This is a genomic window from bacterium (genome assembly GCA_021372515.1).
Lineage (GTDB): Bacteria > Gemmatimonadota > Glassbacteria > GWA2-58-10 > GWA2-58-10 > JAJFUG01.
Genome location: JAJFUG010000146.1, coordinates 1 through 18,132, shown reverse-complemented (window position 1 = coordinate 18,132; position 18,132 = coordinate 1). Strand labels below are relative to the sequence as shown.

The 18,132-nt window shown below is 65.0% G+C and carries 14 protein-coding genes; 7 read left to right on the top strand and 7 right to left on the bottom strand.

What is annotated here, in order from left to right:
• Positions 1-235: 235 nt before the first annotated feature.
• The 6 genes from LLH00_13865 to panB form a co-directional block, all read right to left on the bottom strand.
• Complete coding sequence (locus LLH00_13865) at positions 236-1,396, bottom strand: hypothetical protein (protein MCE5272360.1); 1,161 nt, start codon at positions 1,394-1,396, stop codon at positions 236-238.
• Positions 1,397-1,453: 57 nt separating this feature from the next.
• Entirely contained in the window at positions 1,454-2,434 is a 981-nt protein-coding gene (gene rfaD / locus LLH00_13860) for an ADP-glyceromanno-heptose 6-epimerase (GenBank protein ID MCE5272359.1), read from the bottom strand.
• Between the two features lie 374 nt (positions 2,435-2,808).
• The gene (locus LLH00_13855) at positions 2,809-4,161 is read right to left on the bottom strand and encodes a Gfo/Idh/MocA family oxidoreductase (GenBank protein ID MCE5272358.1); all 1,353 of its coding nucleotides are present in this window, start codon (positions 4,159-4,161) and stop codon (positions 2,809-2,811) included.
• 433 nt (positions 4,162-4,594) lie between these two features.
• Positions 4,595-6,901 (bottom strand): hypothetical protein, encoded by a 2,307-nt coding sequence (locus tag LLH00_13850; GenBank protein MCE5272357.1) that lies wholly within the window; start codon positions 6,899-6,901, stop codon positions 4,595-4,597.
• Between the two features lie 179 nt (positions 6,902-7,080).
• Positions 7,081-8,313 carry a Xaa-Pro peptidase family protein gene (locus LLH00_13845; GenBank protein MCE5272356.1) on the bottom strand — a complete coding sequence of 411 codons (1,233 nt, stop codon included), beginning with the start codon at positions 8,311-8,313 and terminating at the stop codon, positions 7,081-7,083.
• Complete coding sequence (gene panB, locus LLH00_13840) at positions 8,310-9,143, bottom strand: 3-methyl-2-oxobutanoate hydroxymethyltransferase (protein ID MCE5272355.1); 834 nt, start codon at positions 9,141-9,143, stop codon at positions 8,310-8,312. Before panB ends, LLH00_13845 begins: the two co-directional genes overlap by 4 nt.
• Positions 9,144-9,333: 190 nt before the next feature.
• Between panB and LLH00_13835 the strand changes: the two genes are divergently transcribed.
• From LLH00_13835 to LLH00_13825, 3 genes are read left to right on the top strand one after another with little or no spacing between them, the layout of a single operon-like run.
• On the top strand, positions 9,334-10,179 hold the full coding sequence (locus LLH00_13835; protein ID MCE5272354.1) for an RNA methyltransferase: 846 nt from the start codon (positions 9,334-9,336) through the stop codon (positions 10,177-10,179).
• 51 nt (positions 10,180-10,230) lie between these two features.
• Complete coding sequence (locus LLH00_13830; GenBank protein MCE5272353.1) at positions 10,231-10,956, top strand: prepilin peptidase; 726 nt, start codon at positions 10,231-10,233, stop codon at positions 10,954-10,956.
• A gap of 37 nt (positions 10,957-10,993) precedes the next feature.
• The gene (locus LLH00_13825; GenBank protein MCE5272352.1) at positions 10,994-11,308 is read left to right on the top strand and encodes a hypothetical protein; all 315 of its coding nucleotides are present in this window, start codon (positions 10,994-10,996) and stop codon (positions 11,306-11,308) included.
• 102 nt (positions 11,309-11,410) lie between these two features.
• Here the strand turns inward: LLH00_13825 and LLH00_13820 are convergent, their stop codons facing one another.
• Positions 11,411-11,896, bottom strand: a complete 486-nt coding sequence (locus LLH00_13820) for a hypothetical protein (protein MCE5272351.1) — start codon at positions 11,894-11,896, stop codon at positions 11,411-11,413.
• Positions 11,897-12,209: 313 nt separating this feature from the next.
• On the opposite strand from LLH00_13820, the gene LLH00_13815 reads away from it, so the two are divergent.
• The 4 genes from LLH00_13815 to LLH00_13800 all read left to right on the top strand — a co-directional run.
• The gene (locus LLH00_13815; protein ID MCE5272350.1) at positions 12,210-13,199 is read left to right on the top strand and encodes a 2-hydroxyacid dehydrogenase; all 990 of its coding nucleotides are present in this window, start codon (positions 12,210-12,212) and stop codon (positions 13,197-13,199) included.
• A 249-nt stretch (positions 13,200-13,448) separates the two neighbouring features.
• Complete coding sequence (locus LLH00_13810; protein ID MCE5272349.1) at positions 13,449-15,182, top strand: beta-galactosidase; 1,734 nt, start codon at positions 13,449-13,451, stop codon at positions 15,180-15,182.
• 49 nt (positions 15,183-15,231) lie between these two features.
• Positions 15,232-17,562, top strand: coding sequence for a hypothetical protein (locus LLH00_13805; GenBank protein MCE5272348.1), 2,331 nt, complete (start codon positions 15,232-15,234; stop codon positions 17,560-17,562).
• Between the two features lie 140 nt (positions 17,563-17,702).
• Positions 17,703-18,132 (top strand): hypothetical protein (locus tag LLH00_13800; GenBank protein MCE5272347.1); only part of this gene is annotated, 430 nt, incomplete at its 3' end.

Below are 18,132 nucleotides of genomic sequence, written 5' to 3'. Positions count from 1 at the left end.
CCGTCATCCTCCTCGTCACAGCCGCAATCGCAATCACACTCATCCTCATAGTGCTCGTGCTCGTGTTCTTCCTCATGGTTCTTCTTGCCCATCAAAAAGCCTCCGAAGCTGAATAGTTTCGCCGGCGACTGCGGGGTCGCCCGCTTGTCTGAAATCCTCCACGGCGTATGCCCTTTCCGCGTCGCTGCCCTGCAGCGGTGTGGAAAAAGCGGGGGCCGTCCTTAACTATAACGTTTCAGCCCTCGCCGTTCAAGCGGGCCACCTGCTCGCCCAGGGCGATCACCTGGCTGAAATCGCCGTTGGGCGGGAGGATATCGCCCACGTTGATTATGGCCCGGCCGGAAAAAACACGGTGGATCCGGTCGGCGTAAGCCAGGATATCCGCGGTCGGCTCGCCGGTGCAGAACAACGTGGAGGGCACGCCGACCCAGGCGCGCATCCGCGCGGGGAGCGCCTCGGCCAGCTCCTCGACCTCATAGTTGTTCATCGGTTTGGGCGTGCAGCCGTCCAGAATGTCGAACGGCAGCCGGGGCAGGAACTGGAACAGGCTCTTGTGGTTGCCGTCCCAGTGCGTGCTGACCAGCTTGCCAGATTCATGCAGAATTCTGCAGGCTTTCTCATAGTAGGGCATGCAGTACTGCTCGAACCAGGGCGGGGCGAGCAGGTTCTCATCCGCGTGGTCGCTCAGGATCACTACCCGCCCAAGGCAGTGCGCGGCCAGCCGCACCTGCTCCAGGTCCTTCTGTTCCTGGAACGCGAGGAACGATTCGAGCGCCTCGGGCTGGTCGAACAGGGCGAACGCCACCCGCTCCAGGCCCATGTACTCGTGGACCAGCTTGCCGAACGGCGAACGCATCACCGGCAGGTCGATCACTCCCTGTCCGCCCAGGGCATCCAGCACGGCCTGGGCCCGGTCGTAGCGCGCGACGAAACGGGTGTGCTCCACCACCTCGCGCATTATCTCCAGGTCGGCGACCGCTTTGACGAAATGCTCGGCCGGGGCCCAGGAACCGTCATCGCACAGGCGCTCCACCTTGACCAGCTCGCCGCGCGAGGCGATAAGGCGGGTGGTGCGGGTGTGGCCCTGGGTCACGCACTCGCGGCGCACCGGGGCGGTGTACTGCGGCTCGAACCACTCGTAGCAGTGGATCGGGCAGCCCCAGCCGAATTTCTTGAACAGGTCGAGGAATGTGAGCCCGGCCAGTTCCTCGGGCATGTCGTGATTGCGCGCATGCAGCGGGCTGTCGTCCGGGATGAACTGGCCCGGGGCGTATGGGAACGCCTCGCCCGGGTTGATACGGCGGGCCATGTACCAGTCGGTCAGGTCGGGGAAGAACGGCAGGTCGCGGCTGCCGCTGTTTTCCACCAGGTTGAAAAAGCGCTCGCGTGGGGTCATCTTTAGCCTTTGTCTTTGACCTTGGGGCTTAAAGGGTTGAGAACGTTCAGTGTGTAATTACGCCTCGCTCTGTTCCTGCCGGGCGAGGTAGTCCTGCACGTAGCGGCGCACGCCCTCCTCCACAGTGACAAAGGGGGCGGTGTAGCCGGCGCGGTGGAGCTTGTCAACCTCGGCGCAGGTGTGGTACTGGTACTTGTCACGCAGGTGCATGGGCATGTCGATGAACTCGATTTTAGGCTCACGGCCCATTGCCGCGAAAAGCGCCCGGGCCAGGTCGAGCCAGGTGCGCGCCCGGCCGCTGCCGCAGTTGAACAGGCCCGAGACCTCCGGGTGCTCGTAGAAGAACAGGCTTACCGCCACGGCATCCGCCACGAACACGAAATCGCGGTCCTGCTCGCCGTCACGGTAGTCCGGACGGTGCGAGCGGAACAGTGTGATCCGCCCCTCTTTCTTGACCTGGGCGTAGGCCTTGTGCACCACGGAGCGCATGTCGCCCTTGTGGTCCTCGCCGGGGCCGTAGACATTGAAATACTTGAGGCCCGCGATTTTCTTTATCGCCCCGTTGCCCATGGCCCAGAGGTCGAAAAGCTGCTTGGAGCGGCCGTAGAGGTTGAGCGGCTCCAGCGAGGGGGTCACGGCGTCGTCGTCGCTGTAGCCACGGGAACCATCCCCGTAGGTCGCCGCGCTGGAGGCGTAGACAAAGCGCGCCCCGGTGCGAAGGCACCACTCGCAGAGGTCGCAGGTGTACTGGAAATTGTTGTCCTGAAGGTAGGCCTCATCGGTCTCGGTCGTGGAGCTGCACGCCCCCAGGTGGAACACGCCGCGCACGCGGGGGACTCGGTCCTGTCCGAGCAGCTTGCGGAACTCGGCCTTGTCCAGGTAGTCGCGGTAGCGCAGTCTGTCCAGATTGCGCTGTTTGGCCGGGTGGTTCAGGTGGTCCACCACCAGGATATCCGTGCAGCCGCGCGCGTTGAGCCCGCGCACGACATTGCTGCCGATCAGCCCGGCCCCGCCGGTGACGATGAAAGTTTCCTGCATTGCGAATTTCCTTATCAAAGATGTATTTGCCGCCCTCTGTGTCCACTCCGAAAAGCTTTTTGGGCACGGTGCCCCGTGCCCCTACAACAGCGGCCTACCCCTTACGGAGGGGCGAACCTTGTGTTCGCCCGGTTTTTTCTTTGTCCTTCCGGTCTTGCCCGAAAGGACCAACGGGCGCGGGGGCCGCTTGCCTCGTCCCGGCCACTCTGGGCTATATTGTACGTCCGCCATTGTAGGGGCGGACCCATGTGTCCGCCCGGGCGTACACGCGGGTGCGTCCCTACAGAACGATCATAATCGAAAGTAAGCAAATGTAGGGGCGACCGGCCGGTCGCCCCTGCGGTGTAAATCTTTCCGTTCGAACAGTTCCGACCTTACGCTTCCACCTTGCGGGTCTGCTTGTTCCACTTGACCATCTTGCCGGCCTTGAACGAGATGTTGCACATGTGGCCGACCAGGGCGGCGTGGTGCCCGAACCTCACGTCCTCGATGGGCTTGCCGCCGGTGCGGATCGCCTCGACCCAGTTGCGGATATGCGCGCGGGTGTCTTCCTCGTCGTTGGGCGAGGTGTACTCGACCGGCGCGGCCGCCGGGGGACCGTCCACCGGGCTCAACTTCTCGTCCAGGTTCATGATCTGGCTGAACTGCTTGACCGTGGCCTTGGGCCAGGAGTGGGTCGGGTACTCGAAATTCTCGCTGCGCGGCTCGTAGTAGAATTTGAACGAATCGCCGTTGTATTCCAGCGTGCCCTCGGTGCCGTAGAACGTGAGCGCCGGTCCGGGGTGGCCGTTGTTGGCCGTGCTGGTCAGCTTGAGCACGAACCCCTCGGAGTACTTGACCAGGGCGGTCATCTGGTCCGGGACCTCGCGGTAGTTTTTCCAGCGGTAGATGTCGCCGAAACTGACCACGCTTTCCGGCTCCTGAACCCCCATGAGCTGGTGCGTGGCAGTGATCAGATGGACAAACAGGTCGGTGGGAAGGCCGCCCGAATAGTCCCAATACAGACGCCACTGGAAGAAACGTCTAAGGTCGAAATCATGCTGCGGCGCGGCGCCCAGGAAACTTTTCCAGTCGATCGTGGCCGGCGAGGCATCCGGCGGGATCGGGTAGTACCAGGCGCCGGTGGAGCTGTTGCGATGGATCTTGCCCTCGACCATGGTCACCTGGCCCAGCTTGCCGCTCTTGATGAAATCGGCGGCCATCTGGGCGCAGCCCATGCTCATGTACTGGCTGCCCACCTGGAGCACCTTGCCGCTCTTGTCCACGGCCTTGATGAACTCCTCGCCTTCCTCCCAGGAGTGGGTCATGGGCTTCTCGACATAGACATGCTTGCCCGCGGCCAGGGCCTGCTGGACCATCGGCAGGTGCCAGTGGTCCGGGGCGGCGATGATAACGGCGTCCACATCGCTGCGTGCCAGGACCTGCTTGTAGTCGCCGGTGACCTGGATCGAGGGGAAATTCTCGACCGCGCGGTCGAGGTGCCCCTTATAGCAGTCGGCGGCGGTCACTATCTCCACCCCGCTGATCCCTGCGGCGGCCTCCATCAACAGCGTGCCGCGGATACCCACGCCGATGAATCCGATCCCGACCCGCTTGGCCGGACCGACAGTGGAGTTGTTTATCTGCGCCTGGCCTTTGGCGGCCCCGGCTGCGACTGCGACAGCGGCGGCGGCCAGGGTGGTCTTTTCGAGGAACTGCCTGCGGTTGAGCGAATCCTGTCCTGACATCTTGCGCTCCCGGAAAAGGATATGCGTGACAAGCGGAACGGGCTGTGTTGGCTCGCCGTGGGGGTTGTATCTGTCCGTGAACCATTATAATCCCGAAAGCGCCGCAAGGCAATGCTGGATGAACGGCCGAGGAGAGAAGGGATAAAACTAAGAAGGAACGCCGTCCTGCGTAGGGGGGCAGGCCCCTGTGCCTGCCCAATTCTGTCAGGGCGGCCACAGGGGGCCGCCCCTACGGTTTACGATTCAGCGGAGATAGCAAAAAAGACACGATGGATTGCACCTCTTCCGTTTTAATCGAAAAGAATTCCTCGCGGCTTGCCGTGGTGTTTAACGGACAAATCCAGCGGAGAGGCGGGTTTCAAACCCGCCTCTACATTTTAACACCTCACGGCTCTGCCGCGGCTTAGTTCATTCTACACGGCCAAACAGCAGATCACATCAGCACCTTCACCTCGTGCACGCCGCCGTCAACCAGCAGCGGCAGGAGCTGGCCCTGTACTTCCCTGCCGTCCAGCGTGATCCGGCGCACCCCGGTCTGGCGGCCCTCCGGGTTCTCGATTTCCACCCGGTAGCGCACCCCGCGGAACGAGCGCTCCAGCGAGGCCCGTTTCCAGGCCGAGGGCAGGCAGGGGTCGATCAAAAGGCCATTGTAGTCGGCGCGCACGCCCAGCATGTGCGAGGTGAGGGCCTTGAACAGCCAGTCGGCCGTGCCGGTGACCCAGGAGTAGAGGATCTGCCCGGCACGCGGGTGCTCGGGCCCATAGTACATGTTGGTCACCTGATAGGGCGGGCAGCCCGAGTGCGTGCAGGGGTTCCTGGGGTTATCCGGCAGCACCTTGAGCATCGACTCCAGCGCCTTGTCGCCCCGGCCGATGAACGTGTCGGCCATGATCTTGAAACTGGTGCCGTGGCAATAGGGCGAGGCGTTCTCCCACATCCCGGGTATGAACCAGGTGATCCGTCCGACCCCGGGGTCGGGCTTGCGGTAGGCCGGGGTGAGCACGAGCGAGCCGTAGTCGCATTCCAGGTCGTTGTCGATGACCTTGAGGATATCCTTGAGGCGCCCGTCGCTGGCGATCCCGCCCAGGATGGCCCAGGACTGCGGGTTGAGGAACACCCGCCCGGTGGTCTCGCTGTGGCTGCCCACCGCCCGGCCCTCGTCGTTGTAGCCCTCCAGGTACCAGGCCCCGTCCCAGGCGTGCTCCTGGATCGCTTTTTCCAGGCGCTCGGAGCGGGTGCGCAGCTCCTTGTCCAGGGCCGGGTTGTGAAGTACGTTGTTCACGATCTCGCGCGCCCGGGCGATGGCGAAAATCATGGCGATGGAGGTCCAGGCGCTTTCGCCGCGGCCGGCCAGGCCCATGCCGTTGAGCGAGTCGTTCCAGTCGCCATAGTGCATGCGCACCAGGCCGTGCCCGCCGGTGTCATCCGTGGCGTGACGGATCGCGGTGAGGGTGTGCTCCCAGACCGTGCCCTCGCCACCGTCGAAATAGGGGGCTTTTTCATCCAGGAAACCGTAGTCACCGGTCTCCTTGAGGTAGCTGTCCACGGCCGGGGCGATCCACACCGGCCCGTCGCTGTAGTGATGGTCGTCCACCGGGTTCCAGCCGCGCAGGGTGTGGCCCTCGCGGTACTGGTGGGCCAGGGACTCCAGTATCTTCTGACGGGCGTTGGCCGGATCGTAGGAGCTGACCGCCCAGGCCGCCTGGAGCACATCCCGCAGGCCGCGGCCGGTGTCGGTGCCCACCTCCGTATGCAACTGGATCGCCCGCTTGATCCAGCCGTTGAACAGGTAGTTCAGGCGCTCGTCCGGGGTTTCCACGTGCACGCTGCGGTACTTGGCGGCCAGGTTGTCACGCATGCTGGTGAACAGGCTTTCGGCCGCGCCCGGGGCGAACACGGCCCGGCAGATCGCGCGCGTGGTCTCGAACGAGTCCGTGCTGCCCAGGGCCAGGTTGAAAGTCACGCTCTGGCCGGGTTCGAGAGTGAAATTGTGTTCCAGAGCACCGCACAGACGCTCGCAGACACCCTCGCTGCCGCGCATGCGGCCCTCAACAACGGCCTGGGGAATTGCCGCCGAGCCGAGGCGGCCGAGGAACGCGGCGCGCGAGCTGTCGAAGCCCGAGGGGGCGATATCCGAGGCGATGAACGCGCTGAAACGCTCGTGCGTGCGCTCCGGGGCCTCGTTGAACCCGTTGAGCGCGTTCACCGTGCTGTCGAAATGCGCGTGCAGGGAGCCGTGGTAGTCGGAGTATTCCTGGTAGCCCTTGAGCAGCCAGTCCACGAACCCGTAGAACCGTATCCGGCGGCGGCGTTCGCTGCGGTTGGTGAGGGTTACGGTCCAGAGCTCGGTCTCGTAAGCCTCGGGCACGAACACGCGAAGCCGGGTCTCTATCCCGGCGGTCTGGGCGGTCAGGATCGAATAGCCCAGACCGTGACGGCACTCGAAACGCTCGGGCTTCAGCGCGGCCGGGTAGGCGCCCGGACTCCAGAACTCCCCGCTATCGTCATCCCGCAGGTAGAAATGGCGGTTCTCCTCACGCACGATCAGGCAGCGGGTCACCGGGTGCATGTACTGCATCGGGCGCTCGGTAAAACAGCCGATCCCGGCCATGTGCTGGCTGACCCCGGAGATGAACCGCTCGTTCCAGAAATAGTTGACCAGCGGCAGCGGCGTGTCGTACTCGGTGACCGCGAACTCGGCGCCCTCCCGGTCGAAATACCCGAAACTGGCCTTCAGCATGGGGGTCCCCTCTGGCGGATACTCTATGGTATAAGAAGATGGGCTTGGTCGTTCTGGATAGTGCGACTACGTTTCTAAAGGTGGGCAAATATATTCGGGTGAGAGAAAAAGAGCAAGCTTTGGTTTAACGCAAAAAACAAATTCCGGTTTCGGGTGGTCACAGGCGGATTTCCCGGCCCTCATCCCTCCGGGACCAGGACCGGGTATTTCGGGTATTGGGCCAGGAATTGCGGGTTGCCCGCGCTGTCCAGGTAGAGGCTGTCCTCGATACGCACACCCATGCCGCGCCCCGGGTAGTACAGGCCCGGCTCGATGGTGAACACGCTGCCAGGCAGAAGGCTGTTGCGCGAGATCGGGGTGTCGTTGAGCCGCAGGTAGGGGTACTCGTGCACCTCCAGGCCCACGCCGTGGCCCAGTGAGTGTACATAGCCCTCGGACGTGCGCGGGTTGGAGCGCACGGTCGGATGGCCGGCGGCCTCGAAATGCTCGCAGACCAGTTCCTGAAGGCGCGAGCCATCCAGCCCCGGACGTATCGCGGCGATGGCTTTCTCCTGGGCCTCGAGCACGCAATCCCAGAGCTGTTGCTCCGCCTCGGGCAGGAACCCGATCCCGAAACTTCGCGTGATATCGAAATAATACCCGCCGCCGCGCGTGCAGGGGAAAAGGTCGAACACCACGGTGCTGCCGGCGCTGAACACTGTTTCCGGGGCGCTGCTGGCATGCGGGATTCCGGCCTCGCGGCCGATGGAGAGGATCGTTTCGTGGGTTTCCTGAAGCCCCTGACCGGCCAGGCAGGCCGAAATTGCGGCCTTGACCCGCCCCACCGTGATCCCGCGTCCCTCGCCATCCAGCAGGAGACCCTCCTCCAGGCGCCCGGAGCGCAAGAGGTCCAGCGCGGCGTCGATCGCCACCAGCGAGCGCGCGGCCACCTCTTTCATCAGCTCGATCTCGGCCCCGTCCTTGGTGATCCGGGCCTCCTGGATCAACGAGGGCGTGTCGCGCACCACCTCGATCCCTCTTATCCGGTGCTGCAGCTCGGTCAGAAGGACATGCGCCTCGCCGGGGTCCATCATCCCGTGCACGGCCAGGCGGCCGCTCAGGTTCTCGCGCTCGGCCAGGCGCACGAACAGCTCCAGGCGCAGTGCCAGCGGGTCGGAAAAGCTGCGCGAGAGTTCTTCGATCCCGAGCGAGGAAAAATCGATTGTCCGGCAGCCCGAGCGCGCGGCGGCCTCGCGCTCCATCGCCCCGTGGACCAGCAGCGGCTCGTGGCCGCGTTGCAGGATGATCCAGGCCAGGGTGAGCGGCTGGCCGCCGGCCAGATAGTAGACATCCGGGCAGTCGTGGGTGGCGCCCACCGCCCAGAGGATGTCGATGTTGCGTTCGGCCAGCAAACGCAGCAGGTCGGCTTTCATAGCTTCTCGATTATGGAATCATCCACGCGGAAACTGTGCGAGTCATCCGGGAACGCACCGCTCCGGACCTCGTCGCAGTAGGCTTGCACCCCGCGCAGGACCTCGGCGGGAAGGTCGGCGAAGACTTTGGCGAACTTGGGCGCGCGCGGGCTGAGGCCCAGTATGTCGTGCAGCACCAGTATCTGGCCGTCGCAGTCCGGCCCGGCCCCGATGCCGATCGTTGGGATATTCAGCCGCGAGGTGATGAGCGCTGCCAGACGGCGCGGCACGGCCTCCAGGACCACGGCGAACGCCCCGGCCTCCTCCACGGCCCGGGCATCGGCCAGGATACGGCGAGCGCTTTCCTCGTCCTTGCCCTGCACTTTCAGCCCGCCCAGCATCGAGCGGAACTGCGGGGTGAGGCCCACGTGGCCCATCACCGGGATGCCGGCCCCGACCACGGCCCGGATCACCTCGGCCGAGCGGATTCCGCCCTCGATCTTCACCGCGTCCACCCCACACTCCTTGAACACGCGCACGCAGTTGGCCAGGGCGTCGTTCACCCCGGTCTGGACCGAGCCGAACGGCATGTCGGCCACGCAGAACGCGCGCTGCACCCCGCGGGCCACCGCAGTGGAGTGATGCACCATCTGGTCCAGGGTCAACGGGACAGTGCTCTCCAGGCCCAGCATGGTGTTGGCCAGGGAGTCGCCGCAGAGCACGATATCCACCCCGGCCTGGTCCACCAGGCGGGCGAAAGTGTAGTCATAGGCTGTCACTGCGCACAGATGACCCTCGGGGGCCTTGCACGAGCGGACCGTGAGCAGGCTTATTTTCTCGGGTGAGGTCATGGCTTATCTGTCTTCGGTTGAGTGGTATTAGTTCGCAACGACGGATGATTCAATATAGTCCGGGGCGCCCAAGTCAACAAGAAATTGGTGCCCCCTCCGCTGTCCGCAGTTGACAGCCGCGCCGCAGGGTTGAATATTATTTTCAGTCTATCCGACCGACACCCGTCCCTCGACCCGCCCGGAGGCATGCTTGGACCGCCCGCCTGTACCCGACAGCTATCCGCCCCTTTCCCGGAACAACGAAAAGCTCCTGGGCAAGTTGAGCCAGCGCAAGTGGCGCGAGGAAACCGGCCTGTTCGTGGCCGAGGGCGTGCGCCTGGTGGAGGAGGCCCTGGCTTGCGGGGTGGATATCGCCTGGGCGGTGCGCGGCCCGGAGGGCTCCGACACGTCGGCCAGAGCGCGCGGTGAGGCCCTGGCCGCGGCCCTGGCCGCTAAGGGCGTACCGGTCTACCGGGCGGAGGAGGCCGCACTGCGCCGCGTCCTGGACACGGTCACTCCGCAGGGGGTGGCCGCGGTCTGCCGTATCCCGCACCGGAGCCTTCCGGAATGGACCCCTCCGCAGCAAGCGGTGCTGGCTATCTGCGACGGCCTGAGCCAGCCCGGCAACCTGGGCTCGCTTGTACGCGCTGCTGCAGCGGCCGGGGCGGCGGCGGTTGTTCTGGCTCCAGGCACGGTGGACCCATACAATCCCAAGACCGTGCGCGGGGCGATGGGCGCGCTGTTCCGCCTGCCCGTGTTCCAGGCACGGGATGAGGGGGAGTTGAAAGAATTTCTGGCCCGCCACTCGTTTAGCCTGTACGAGGCCGCTGTGGGGGGCGAGGACATTTTCGCCGGCGCGGGCTATCCCGACCGCACCGCGGTGATATTCGGCTCCGAGGCGGCCGGGTCTGGACTGAGCTTGGCCTTGGGCGGGGCGCGGCGGCTCTCGGCGCCCATGCAGTCCGGGGTGGAGAGCCTCAACGTGGCCGTGGCCGCCGGGATCGTGCTGTACGAAATATGCCGCCGCGTGGGCCAACCCTCCGTCGCGGGGAGGTGAACCCTGGAACTCCGGATACTCATAGCGCTGTATCTGGGTGTGCTGGGCGCGATGCTGGGCAGTTTCCTCAATGTCTGCATCTACCGTCTGCCGCGAGGCGAGAGCGTGGTCACCCCCCGCTCGCACTGCCCGCGCTGCGGACGGCTGATACCGTGGTACGAGAACGTCCCGGTGGTGAGCTGGATTTTCCTGCGCGGGCGCTGCCGCGGCTGCCGGGGGGCGATTTCGATCCAGTATCCATTGGTCGAGCTGGCCGCAGCCTGCCTGGCCGCCGGGTCCTGGCTGCGTTTCGGCGCGAGCTGGGACACTCCGGCTATGGCCGTGCTACTGCTCATCCTGCTGGGTATCCTGGTCACGGACCTTCAGACCTACACCATCCCGGACTCTTTTTCCCTGGGCGGCCTGGCCGCTGGTGTCGCTTTCTCGTTCCTGCCCGGCGGGATCAGCCCGCTCCAGGCGGCCCTGGGGACGCTGATCGGAGGAGGGGTGCTCTACCTGGCCGCAGTGGCCGGGCAGGCCGCCCTGGGGCGCGAGGCCATGGGCGGCGGCGACATCAAGATGCTGGCCGCCATCGGCGCTTTCACCGGCTGGACCGGAGTGCTGTTCACTCTCTTCGCCGGGTCGGTGGCCGGCAGCCTGATCTACGGCTGGATCAACTACGTACAGCGCAGGAAACGCCTGGTGCCGTTCGGCGTGTTCCTGGCCCTGGGGGCGGCCCTGTATGTGTTTCGCGGCCGCGAGCTGACCGCCTGGTACCTGGGGCTTTTCCATTTCTAAGCCGGCTGGCGCAGTGGACTCAACCTGGAGGCGACCGATGAACGTGGGCTGGAGCGATTTCGAGGCTGTCCAGTGGCGCGAGGGCATCCCTGGGGTGCGGTTCAAGATCCTGCAGCACGCGGGCTGGCGCGTGCGCCTGGTGGAGTTTGCCGCCGGGTTCCGCGAGCCGGATTGGTGCCTGCGCGGGCACAGCGGCTATGTGCTCTCCGGAAATGCCGTTCTGGAGATGGACGGCGGGCAGTTGGGGCTGGCCCCGGGCCAGGCTTTCATCCTGCCCCAGGGCGAGGAGAACCGTCATATCATCCAGGTGGGCGGCCAGCCGATCCAATTGCTGCTGGTGGAGCTGGATTAGAGTACGTGCGGAGAGGCTCGGCCGATCCAGGGGACAAAACGAACAGGGGCACGCCTTGGCGCGCCCCTTTTTTTCCATCGAAATAAATTCTCAGGCAATTGCCTACCTGGAGCAGTGCCCCGATCCGCCGCAGCCGCCGCTGCCAGAGCCTGCGCCGCTGCCGCTGCACGAGCCGGAACCCGATCCGCCGCAGGTGCCACTACAGGTCCCGGTGCAGGTGCCGCTGCAAGTGCCGGTGCAGGTCGCCGTGGCGGCCACGTCATCGGCGTCGGCCAGCAGTGTCTGCGGAGTGACGATGGACAGCAGGCCCTGCAGCACCGCGCGCAGGCGGGGCATCTTGTCCAGAAGGGAAAGAAGGGACGGCGACAGGCTGACATTCAGGGTGCCGCTCTTTGTCAGGCAAGCGGTGTTGGTGCAGCCGGTGCAGGTGCAATTGGTGCAGGTGCAGGTTCCCGAGCCGCATGTGGCCAATGCCGTGACCGTGCGCCCTCTCGTTCCCGAGCAGGCGGCCTGGAGCGGGGAGCCCAGGCAAAGGACCAGGGACAGAATCAACAGAGTTGACGCCCAACCGCTCAACCGTCTCGACATGACAACCTCCCGGCTTGTTCCGTTTTCGCTTCGTTGGAGCAGGGGAATGGAACGAAGATACTCCGCTTCCGGGATCATCCGGCTGGAATCGACTGGATTTAAGACGGAGTTTCAGCCGCCCGGGATTGGGAGCATTTTGTAATAAATAATGTGTAGCATTGATTGCCCCGAAATGCAAGAATAATCTCAAGCTGTCCTGCGGGCTTGCTCCGAGGGAACCGTTTCAGTATGCTTATAGCGATGCTGCGGGCTTCGCTCCCGCGGCGCACCCGATTTTTGGACAGGGATACCGAGTGAATGACTGGAGGCTGGGATGAAAGTGGCGTTTTTTGACACACGACCCTACGACAAGCGAAATTTTGAAAAAGAGACGCAGATCGAATGGCGCTTCCTCGAAATGCGTCTGAGCTGCGAGAGCGCGCCCGCGGCGAACGGGGCGGATGCGGTCTGCGTGTTCGTGAACGACCGGGTGGACAGCCGCTGCCTGGATTGCCTGAAACGCGAGGGCGTGCGCCTGGTGGCCCTGCGCTGCGCCGGGTTCAACAATGTCGACCTCAAGCACGCCGCCGAGATCGGCCTGCCGGTGGTGCGCGTGCCGGCCTACTCGCCCAACGCGGTGGCCGAGCACACGGTGGCCCTTCTGCTCTGCCTGAACCGCAAGATCCACCGGGCGTTCAACCGTGTGCGCGAGCTGAATTTCTCGCTCAACGGGATGGTGGGGTTCGACCTCTGCGGCAAGACTGTCGGCATCCTGGGTGCGGGCAAGATCGGGCGGATCGCGGCCCGGATTTTTCGCGGCTTCGACTCGCGCGTGCTGGCCTGGGATGCCTATCCGGACGAGAAATGGGCCGCCGGGTGCGGGGTGTCTTTCGCCCCGCTGGATGAAATCCTGGCCCAGGCGGACGTGCTCTCCCTGCACACCCCGCTCACGCCCGAGACCCACCACCTGATAGGCGACCGCACGATCGGCCTGATGAAGCGCGGGGTGTACATCATCAACACCAGCCGGGGCAAGCTGATCAACACGCGCGCCCTGATCCGCGGCCTCAAGACCGGGCAGATCGGCGGCGTGGGCCTGGATGTCTACGAGGAGGAGGAGGGCGTGTTCTTCGAGGACCTGAGCGGCGAGGTGCTGGAGGATGACGAGCTGGCGCGCCTGCTCACTTTCCCCAACGTGCTGATCACCTCGCACCAGGGTTTCCTGACCCAGGAGGCGCTGGCCGAGATCACCCGCGTGACCGTGCAGAACCTGGCCGCCCTGGCCGAGGGCCGTCCGTTCCTGCCCGAGACCGTGCTCGCCTGAATTGTCGTGTGGCTTGGCTTTTCAACTTGCGGCCGGGACTGTCGCACCATGGTCCCGGCCGCCTCTTTTTTGCTTTTCATTCCGCCCGGACCGGTTTATTCTTCTGTCATCCCTGCCTGACGTCGCAATCATCGATACGACTACCAATTCTTCCGGAGGCCGACTGTGATCAGACCTGGTTCATTCCACCGTTTGCTGTCAGTTTCCCTCACCCTGGCCTGCCTGGGCCTTTTTGCCGCGGCCACGGCCCTGCGCTGCGCCGACATCCCCCGTCCCGAGCACCCCGAGCCGCAGCTCGAACGCGCCGACTGGATTAACCTCAACGGCCCCTGGGAGTTCGAGCTCGACCCGGGGGTTTCCGGCGAAGCGCGCGGCCTGCAGAATGCCGGGGCGGCTTTCTCGAAAACGATCAACGTGCCGTTCTGCCCGGAAAGCCGTCTGTCCGGGATCGCCAATGTCGATTTCATGAGCAGTGTCTGGTACCGCCGGACCTTGGAAATCCCCGAAGCCTGGCAGGGCAGGCGAGTGCTGCTGCATTTCGGGGCCGCGGACTACGAGACGAAAGTCTGGCTGGACGGCGAGCCGGTGGGCGATCACCGCGGCGGATACACCCCGTTTGTCTTCGAGTTGACCGGCAAGGTCAAGCCCGGCAGAGGTGTGCTGGTCGTGTGCTGCACGGATGACCTGCGCGCCGGGGTCCAGCCCGCGGGCAAGCAGTGCCCGGAATATTTCTCGGCCGGCTGCAGCTACACCCGCACCACCGGCATCTGGCAGACAGTCTGGCTGGAGGCGGTGGGCCGCTCCTACGTGAAAAGCTTCCGCGTCTACCCCGACCTCACCGCGGGCGCGGCGCTTTTCAACGCCAGCGTGGTGGACCCCACGCCCGGCCTGCGCCTCAAGGCGGTTGTCTCGGCCGGGGGAAAGAAAGTGGGCGAGGCGGTTGTCCCGGCCGGCCAGGGTGCGCCTTTCAGCGTAAAAATCCCCAAGCCCCGTCTCTGGCAGATAAGCGACCCGTTCCTCTATGACCTGGAACTCACGCTGGAGCAGGACGGGAAAGTTGTCGACCGGGTGAAAAGCTATTTCGGGATGCGCGAGGTGACGGTCGAGGGGATCAATGTGCTGCTCAACGGGAAGAAAGTCTTCCAACGCCTGGTGCTGGACCAGGGTTTTTACCCGGAGGGTATCTACACCGCGCCCACGGACGCGGACTTGAAGCGTGACATCGAGCTGTCGCAGGCCGTGGGGTTCAACGGCGCGAGGCTGCACCAGAAAGTGTTCGAGCCGCGTTTCCTCTACTGGGCCGACCGTCTGGGCTACCTCTGCTGGGGCGAGTTCCCCAACTGGGGGATCGACCACGCCAGCCCGGCCACCCTCGAGCGCGTGCTGCCCGAGTGGCTCACCGAGCTGGAACGGGATTTCAACCATCCCTCCATCGTGATGTGGACCCCGTTCAACGAGACCCCGCGCGACACCGACCCCTGGCTGCTGCGCACGGTCTACCTCGCGACCAAGGCCCTCGATCCCACCCGACCGGTCCACGATGTCAGCGGTTTCCGCCACGTCCAGACCGACATCTACAGCGTGCACAACTACGAGGGCGACCCGGCCAAGTTCGCCGCCTTTTTCGAGCCTTTCCGCGCCGGCGGCGAGCCCTGGCGTTTCGACCCGGAGCATGACGCTCCCTATGCCGGCCAGCCCTACATCGTGGACGAGTACGGCGGCATCTGGTGGAACCCCGGCCAGGCGGGCGGACCGGCCTGGGGCTACGGAGGCCGGCCCAGGAGTGTGGAGGAGTACCTCCAGCGCTACCGCGGCCTGACCGACGCCCTGCTGGACAACCCGAAAATGTTCGGTTTCTGTTTCACCCAGCTCTACGACATCGAGCAGGAGGTGAACGGGATCTACACCTACGAGCGCAAGCCCAAGTTCGACAGCGCGGTGCTGCGCGCGATCAACTCGCGCCAGGCGGCCTACGAGAAATAGATATTCCGGGACGATTGCGAAACGCTTACCTGAGGAGAGAGGAAAGAGGATGTCACGGCTTAGAATCGCATTTCGGTCCACACTCTGCCTGTTGCTTGCCGGGCTGGCCGTCTCCTGCGGGCGAAGCGCCGCGCCGGGAGCACCGGCCCGGGCCGGCGGCCACGCCTATGTGGTCGTGCCGCCGGGGACGCACCCCGGGATTATCTTCTCGAAGCAGGAGCTGACCGCCCTGCGCGAGCGCGCCAAGGCCGAGGGCCTTCCCGGCGAGGCCTGGCAGAAAATTGTCAGCCTGGCCCACTCCGACTCCACGGTGCGTTTCGAGGGGGCCTGGGAAGCCCATCGCCTGCGCGCCATGGCCCTTCTCTACCAGGTCAGTGGGGAGAAGGCCGACGCCCGCGCGGCCATCGATACTTTCATGCAGGTGCTGCGCAGCACCGACCCGGTCGAGTACTACAAGAAAGTGAACGACGATTTCTTCGAGACCGAGAACTGGCCCCTGGCTTTCGCCTGCGCCTGGGACTGGCTGTACGAGGCTATGACCGCCGAGGAGCGCGCCGAGGCCCTGCCCAAGCTCGAACTCTGGTGCCAGGCCCTCTACGACCACACGGAATCCTGGTGGTGGCGGGATGCCTCCTACAACTGCGGGGCGATCCCGGTCGGGGCGCTGGGGCTTCTGTGCACCGCGATCCGCGGCGAGGCCACGCACCCGGATTTCGGCAAATGGTTCGAAAGCTGCACCCAGCGCATCCGGGACAACTATTTCCCTACCGCCTGGCGCGCCAACGGCATCTGCTACGAGGGCCCCTGCTACGCCCAGTACACCCGCAACGCCCTGGAGTTCGGCGAGGCGCTGCGCCGCACCGGCGGGGAGGACATCGTGCACGGCAGCGGCGCGATCAACGCCATGCACTATCAGGTGTTCCAGTGGCTGCCCCAGGGCGGCTGCGCCCCGGTGGGCGACAACACCGAGTACGGTCGCCGGGTGTTTGTCGGCTCCTATATGCTGGGCATCGGCGAGATGCAGGACTCGGCTGCGCTCTGGACTTTCGAGAAATACACCGACCGCAAGCGTCTTGACCCCCTGATGACGTTCCTCTGGTGGCCGGACAGCCTGGCCGCGGTCAGCCCGGGGCAGGCCGGCTGGCCGACCTCCTGTTATTTCGAGATCGCCCCGTTCCGCGCCGGGTACATTTTCTCCCGCTCGGAATGGGACAACGAGCGCGCCCATTTCTTCGCTTTCGTCACCCGCTACACCGGGGCCAACCACCAGCACTACGACCACAACACGTTCCTGTTCCACGCGTTCGGGGATGAGTTCGGCACGCACCGCAATATATACAGCTATTCCGACCCCGACCACGGCGCGGACAAGGAGCACAACATCGTGATCGTGGACGGAGGCGGGTGGCCGGCCCACGACCGGCCCGGGTCGGCCGGGGATGACTGCTCCACCGGCGGGCTGATGGTGGGCCTGGGCCTGGGGCATTTCGCCGACTACGCCCGCGGGGATGCCCGCAACTCCTACCACGACAACTCGGTGCCGGGAAGCTGCCCGGCGTTGCGCGCCGACCGCGCGGTCCTGTTCGTCAAGCAGGGCGCCGCGCCCTACCTGCTGGTGACCGATGACATCCAGCAGAGCACCGGCCGCCACGCTTACGACTGGCAGTGGTTCTGCCCCGACAGCACAGTGAGCGGCACGGGCGCCGCGGCCGACCCGGTCCTGCTCCACGGACAGAATGCCGACTGCTCGATCACGCTCCTCGAACCGGCCCGGCCAGCGCTCGGTTTCAGCCGGGTGGTCAGCCCGGGAAAGCGCCGCAGCAATGATCTGGGCCTGATCAAGGTGCACCAGAACGGCAGCCGGGTGCGCTACGTGGCCCTGGCAGCGGCCTGGGCCAAGGGCGCACCGCAACCCACGGTCAAGGCCGGCCCGGCGGTCACAGGCAACCCGCGCGCAGTGAGCCTGACCGTGGAGGGCGAGGGGTTCAGCGACCTTCTGCTCTGGCAGCCCGAGGACTCGCTGGATGGGCCCGCGCCGGAGATCACCTGCGGCGGGATGCGGCTGCAGGGCTACCTGGGACTGGTGCGGGTGGGCACGGACGGCGCGGTGAGGGGCTATGTCCTGGGCGAGGGCGGCGCTCTGGCCTGGAACGGCAGCGACCTGGCCCGCTCCGGCCGCACGGCCAGTGTTTCGGCGGATGGCGTCCAGATCTGGGTTTCCGGCAAGCTGGAGAGCCGCCAGGGCGACGCCCCCACGCCGGGCGAGGCCACGGTCCGGACGCTTTCTGACCGGACCGCCCTGTATTTGGACAGTCAGCCGGTGACCGGTCAACCTGCCGGAGAGGGCTGTCTGCATGTGGGTGTGAAAACGGTGCATTGAAAGTAATGTATTGCCTTGAACGGGGTTTTTGTGCTAATATCTTTACGTGAATGAACGTAAGATGTCAGCCGAAAACCCCGTTTTGGATGGAGCGGCTCTTGCCAGGTTCCAGAAAGAAAAGCCTCCAAGGCCCGCCGGCTGTGAGCCGGCAGGCGACCCTGGAGTCCGAGTTGGCCTCGCTGCAGACCCGCCTTCAGCTCGTACAGGCCGCGCGCGACCGGCTGAGCCTTCAGTTGGCCACTTACCGTAACAGCCTCGGCATTTGCGAGCTGTACCTCGATGAAAACCTGAATATAACAGGTTGCTCGGATGATTTTCCGGCCCTGGCGCCGGAGATAAGGTCCCTGGTGGTCAACCGGGACAGCCTGGCCGAGCTGGTCGAGCCGCAGGCTTTCGAGCGCCTCCGCAAATTCTTCCAGGACCTGGCGACCCTGCGCAACAAGCCACACGAGCTGGAGAAGGACTGGTCGCTGTTCTACAGCGGACCGCAAAGCGAGGAAATCGTCGGCGTGGACTGGCGCGTGTCCAGCCTCTGCCGGACCGACAAATGGAGCATCCGCTCACGGGACG

Bases quoted from the DNA above. Each gene is read 5' to 3' on its own strand.
- LLH00_13830 (MCE5272353.1), top strand. From the start codon at position 10,231: ATGCTGGGCAGTTTCCTCAATGTCTGCATCTACCGTCTGCCGCGAGGC.
- LLH00_13815 (MCE5272350.1), top strand. From the start codon at position 12,210: ATGAAAGTGGCGTTTTTTGACACACGACCCTACGACAAGCGAAATTTT.
- panB (MCE5272355.1), bottom strand. From the start codon at position 9,143: ATGACCTCACCCGAGAAAATAAGCCTGCTCACGGTCCGCTCGTGCAAG.
- LLH00_13855 (MCE5272358.1), bottom strand. From the start codon at position 4,161: ATGTCAGGACAGGATTCGCTCAACCGCAGGCAGTTCCTCGAAAAGACC.
- LLH00_13825 (MCE5272352.1), top strand. From the start codon at position 10,994: ATGAACGTGGGCTGGAGCGATTTCGAGGCTGTCCAGTGGCGCGAGGGC.
- LLH00_13845 (MCE5272356.1), bottom strand. From the start codon at position 8,313: ATGAAAGCCGACCTGCTGCGTTTGCTGGCCGAACGCAACATCGACATC.
- LLH00_13805 (MCE5272348.1), top strand. From the start codon at position 15,232: ATGTCACGGCTTAGAATCGCATTTCGGTCCACACTCTGCCTGTTGCTT.
- LLH00_13820 (MCE5272351.1), bottom strand. From the start codon at position 11,896: ATGTCGAGACGGTTGAGCGGTTGGGCGTCAACTCTGTTGATTCTGTCC.
- rfaD (MCE5272359.1), bottom strand. From the start codon at position 2,434: ATGCAGGAAACTTTCATCGTCACCGGCGGGGCCGGGCTGATCGGCAGC.
- LLH00_13865 (MCE5272360.1), bottom strand. From the start codon at position 1,396: ATGACCCCACGCGAGCGCTTTTTCAACCTGGTGGAAAACAGCGGCAGC.
- LLH00_13850 (MCE5272357.1), bottom strand. From the start codon at position 6,901: ATGCTGAAGGCCAGTTTCGGGTATTTCGACCGGGAGGGCGCCGAGTTC.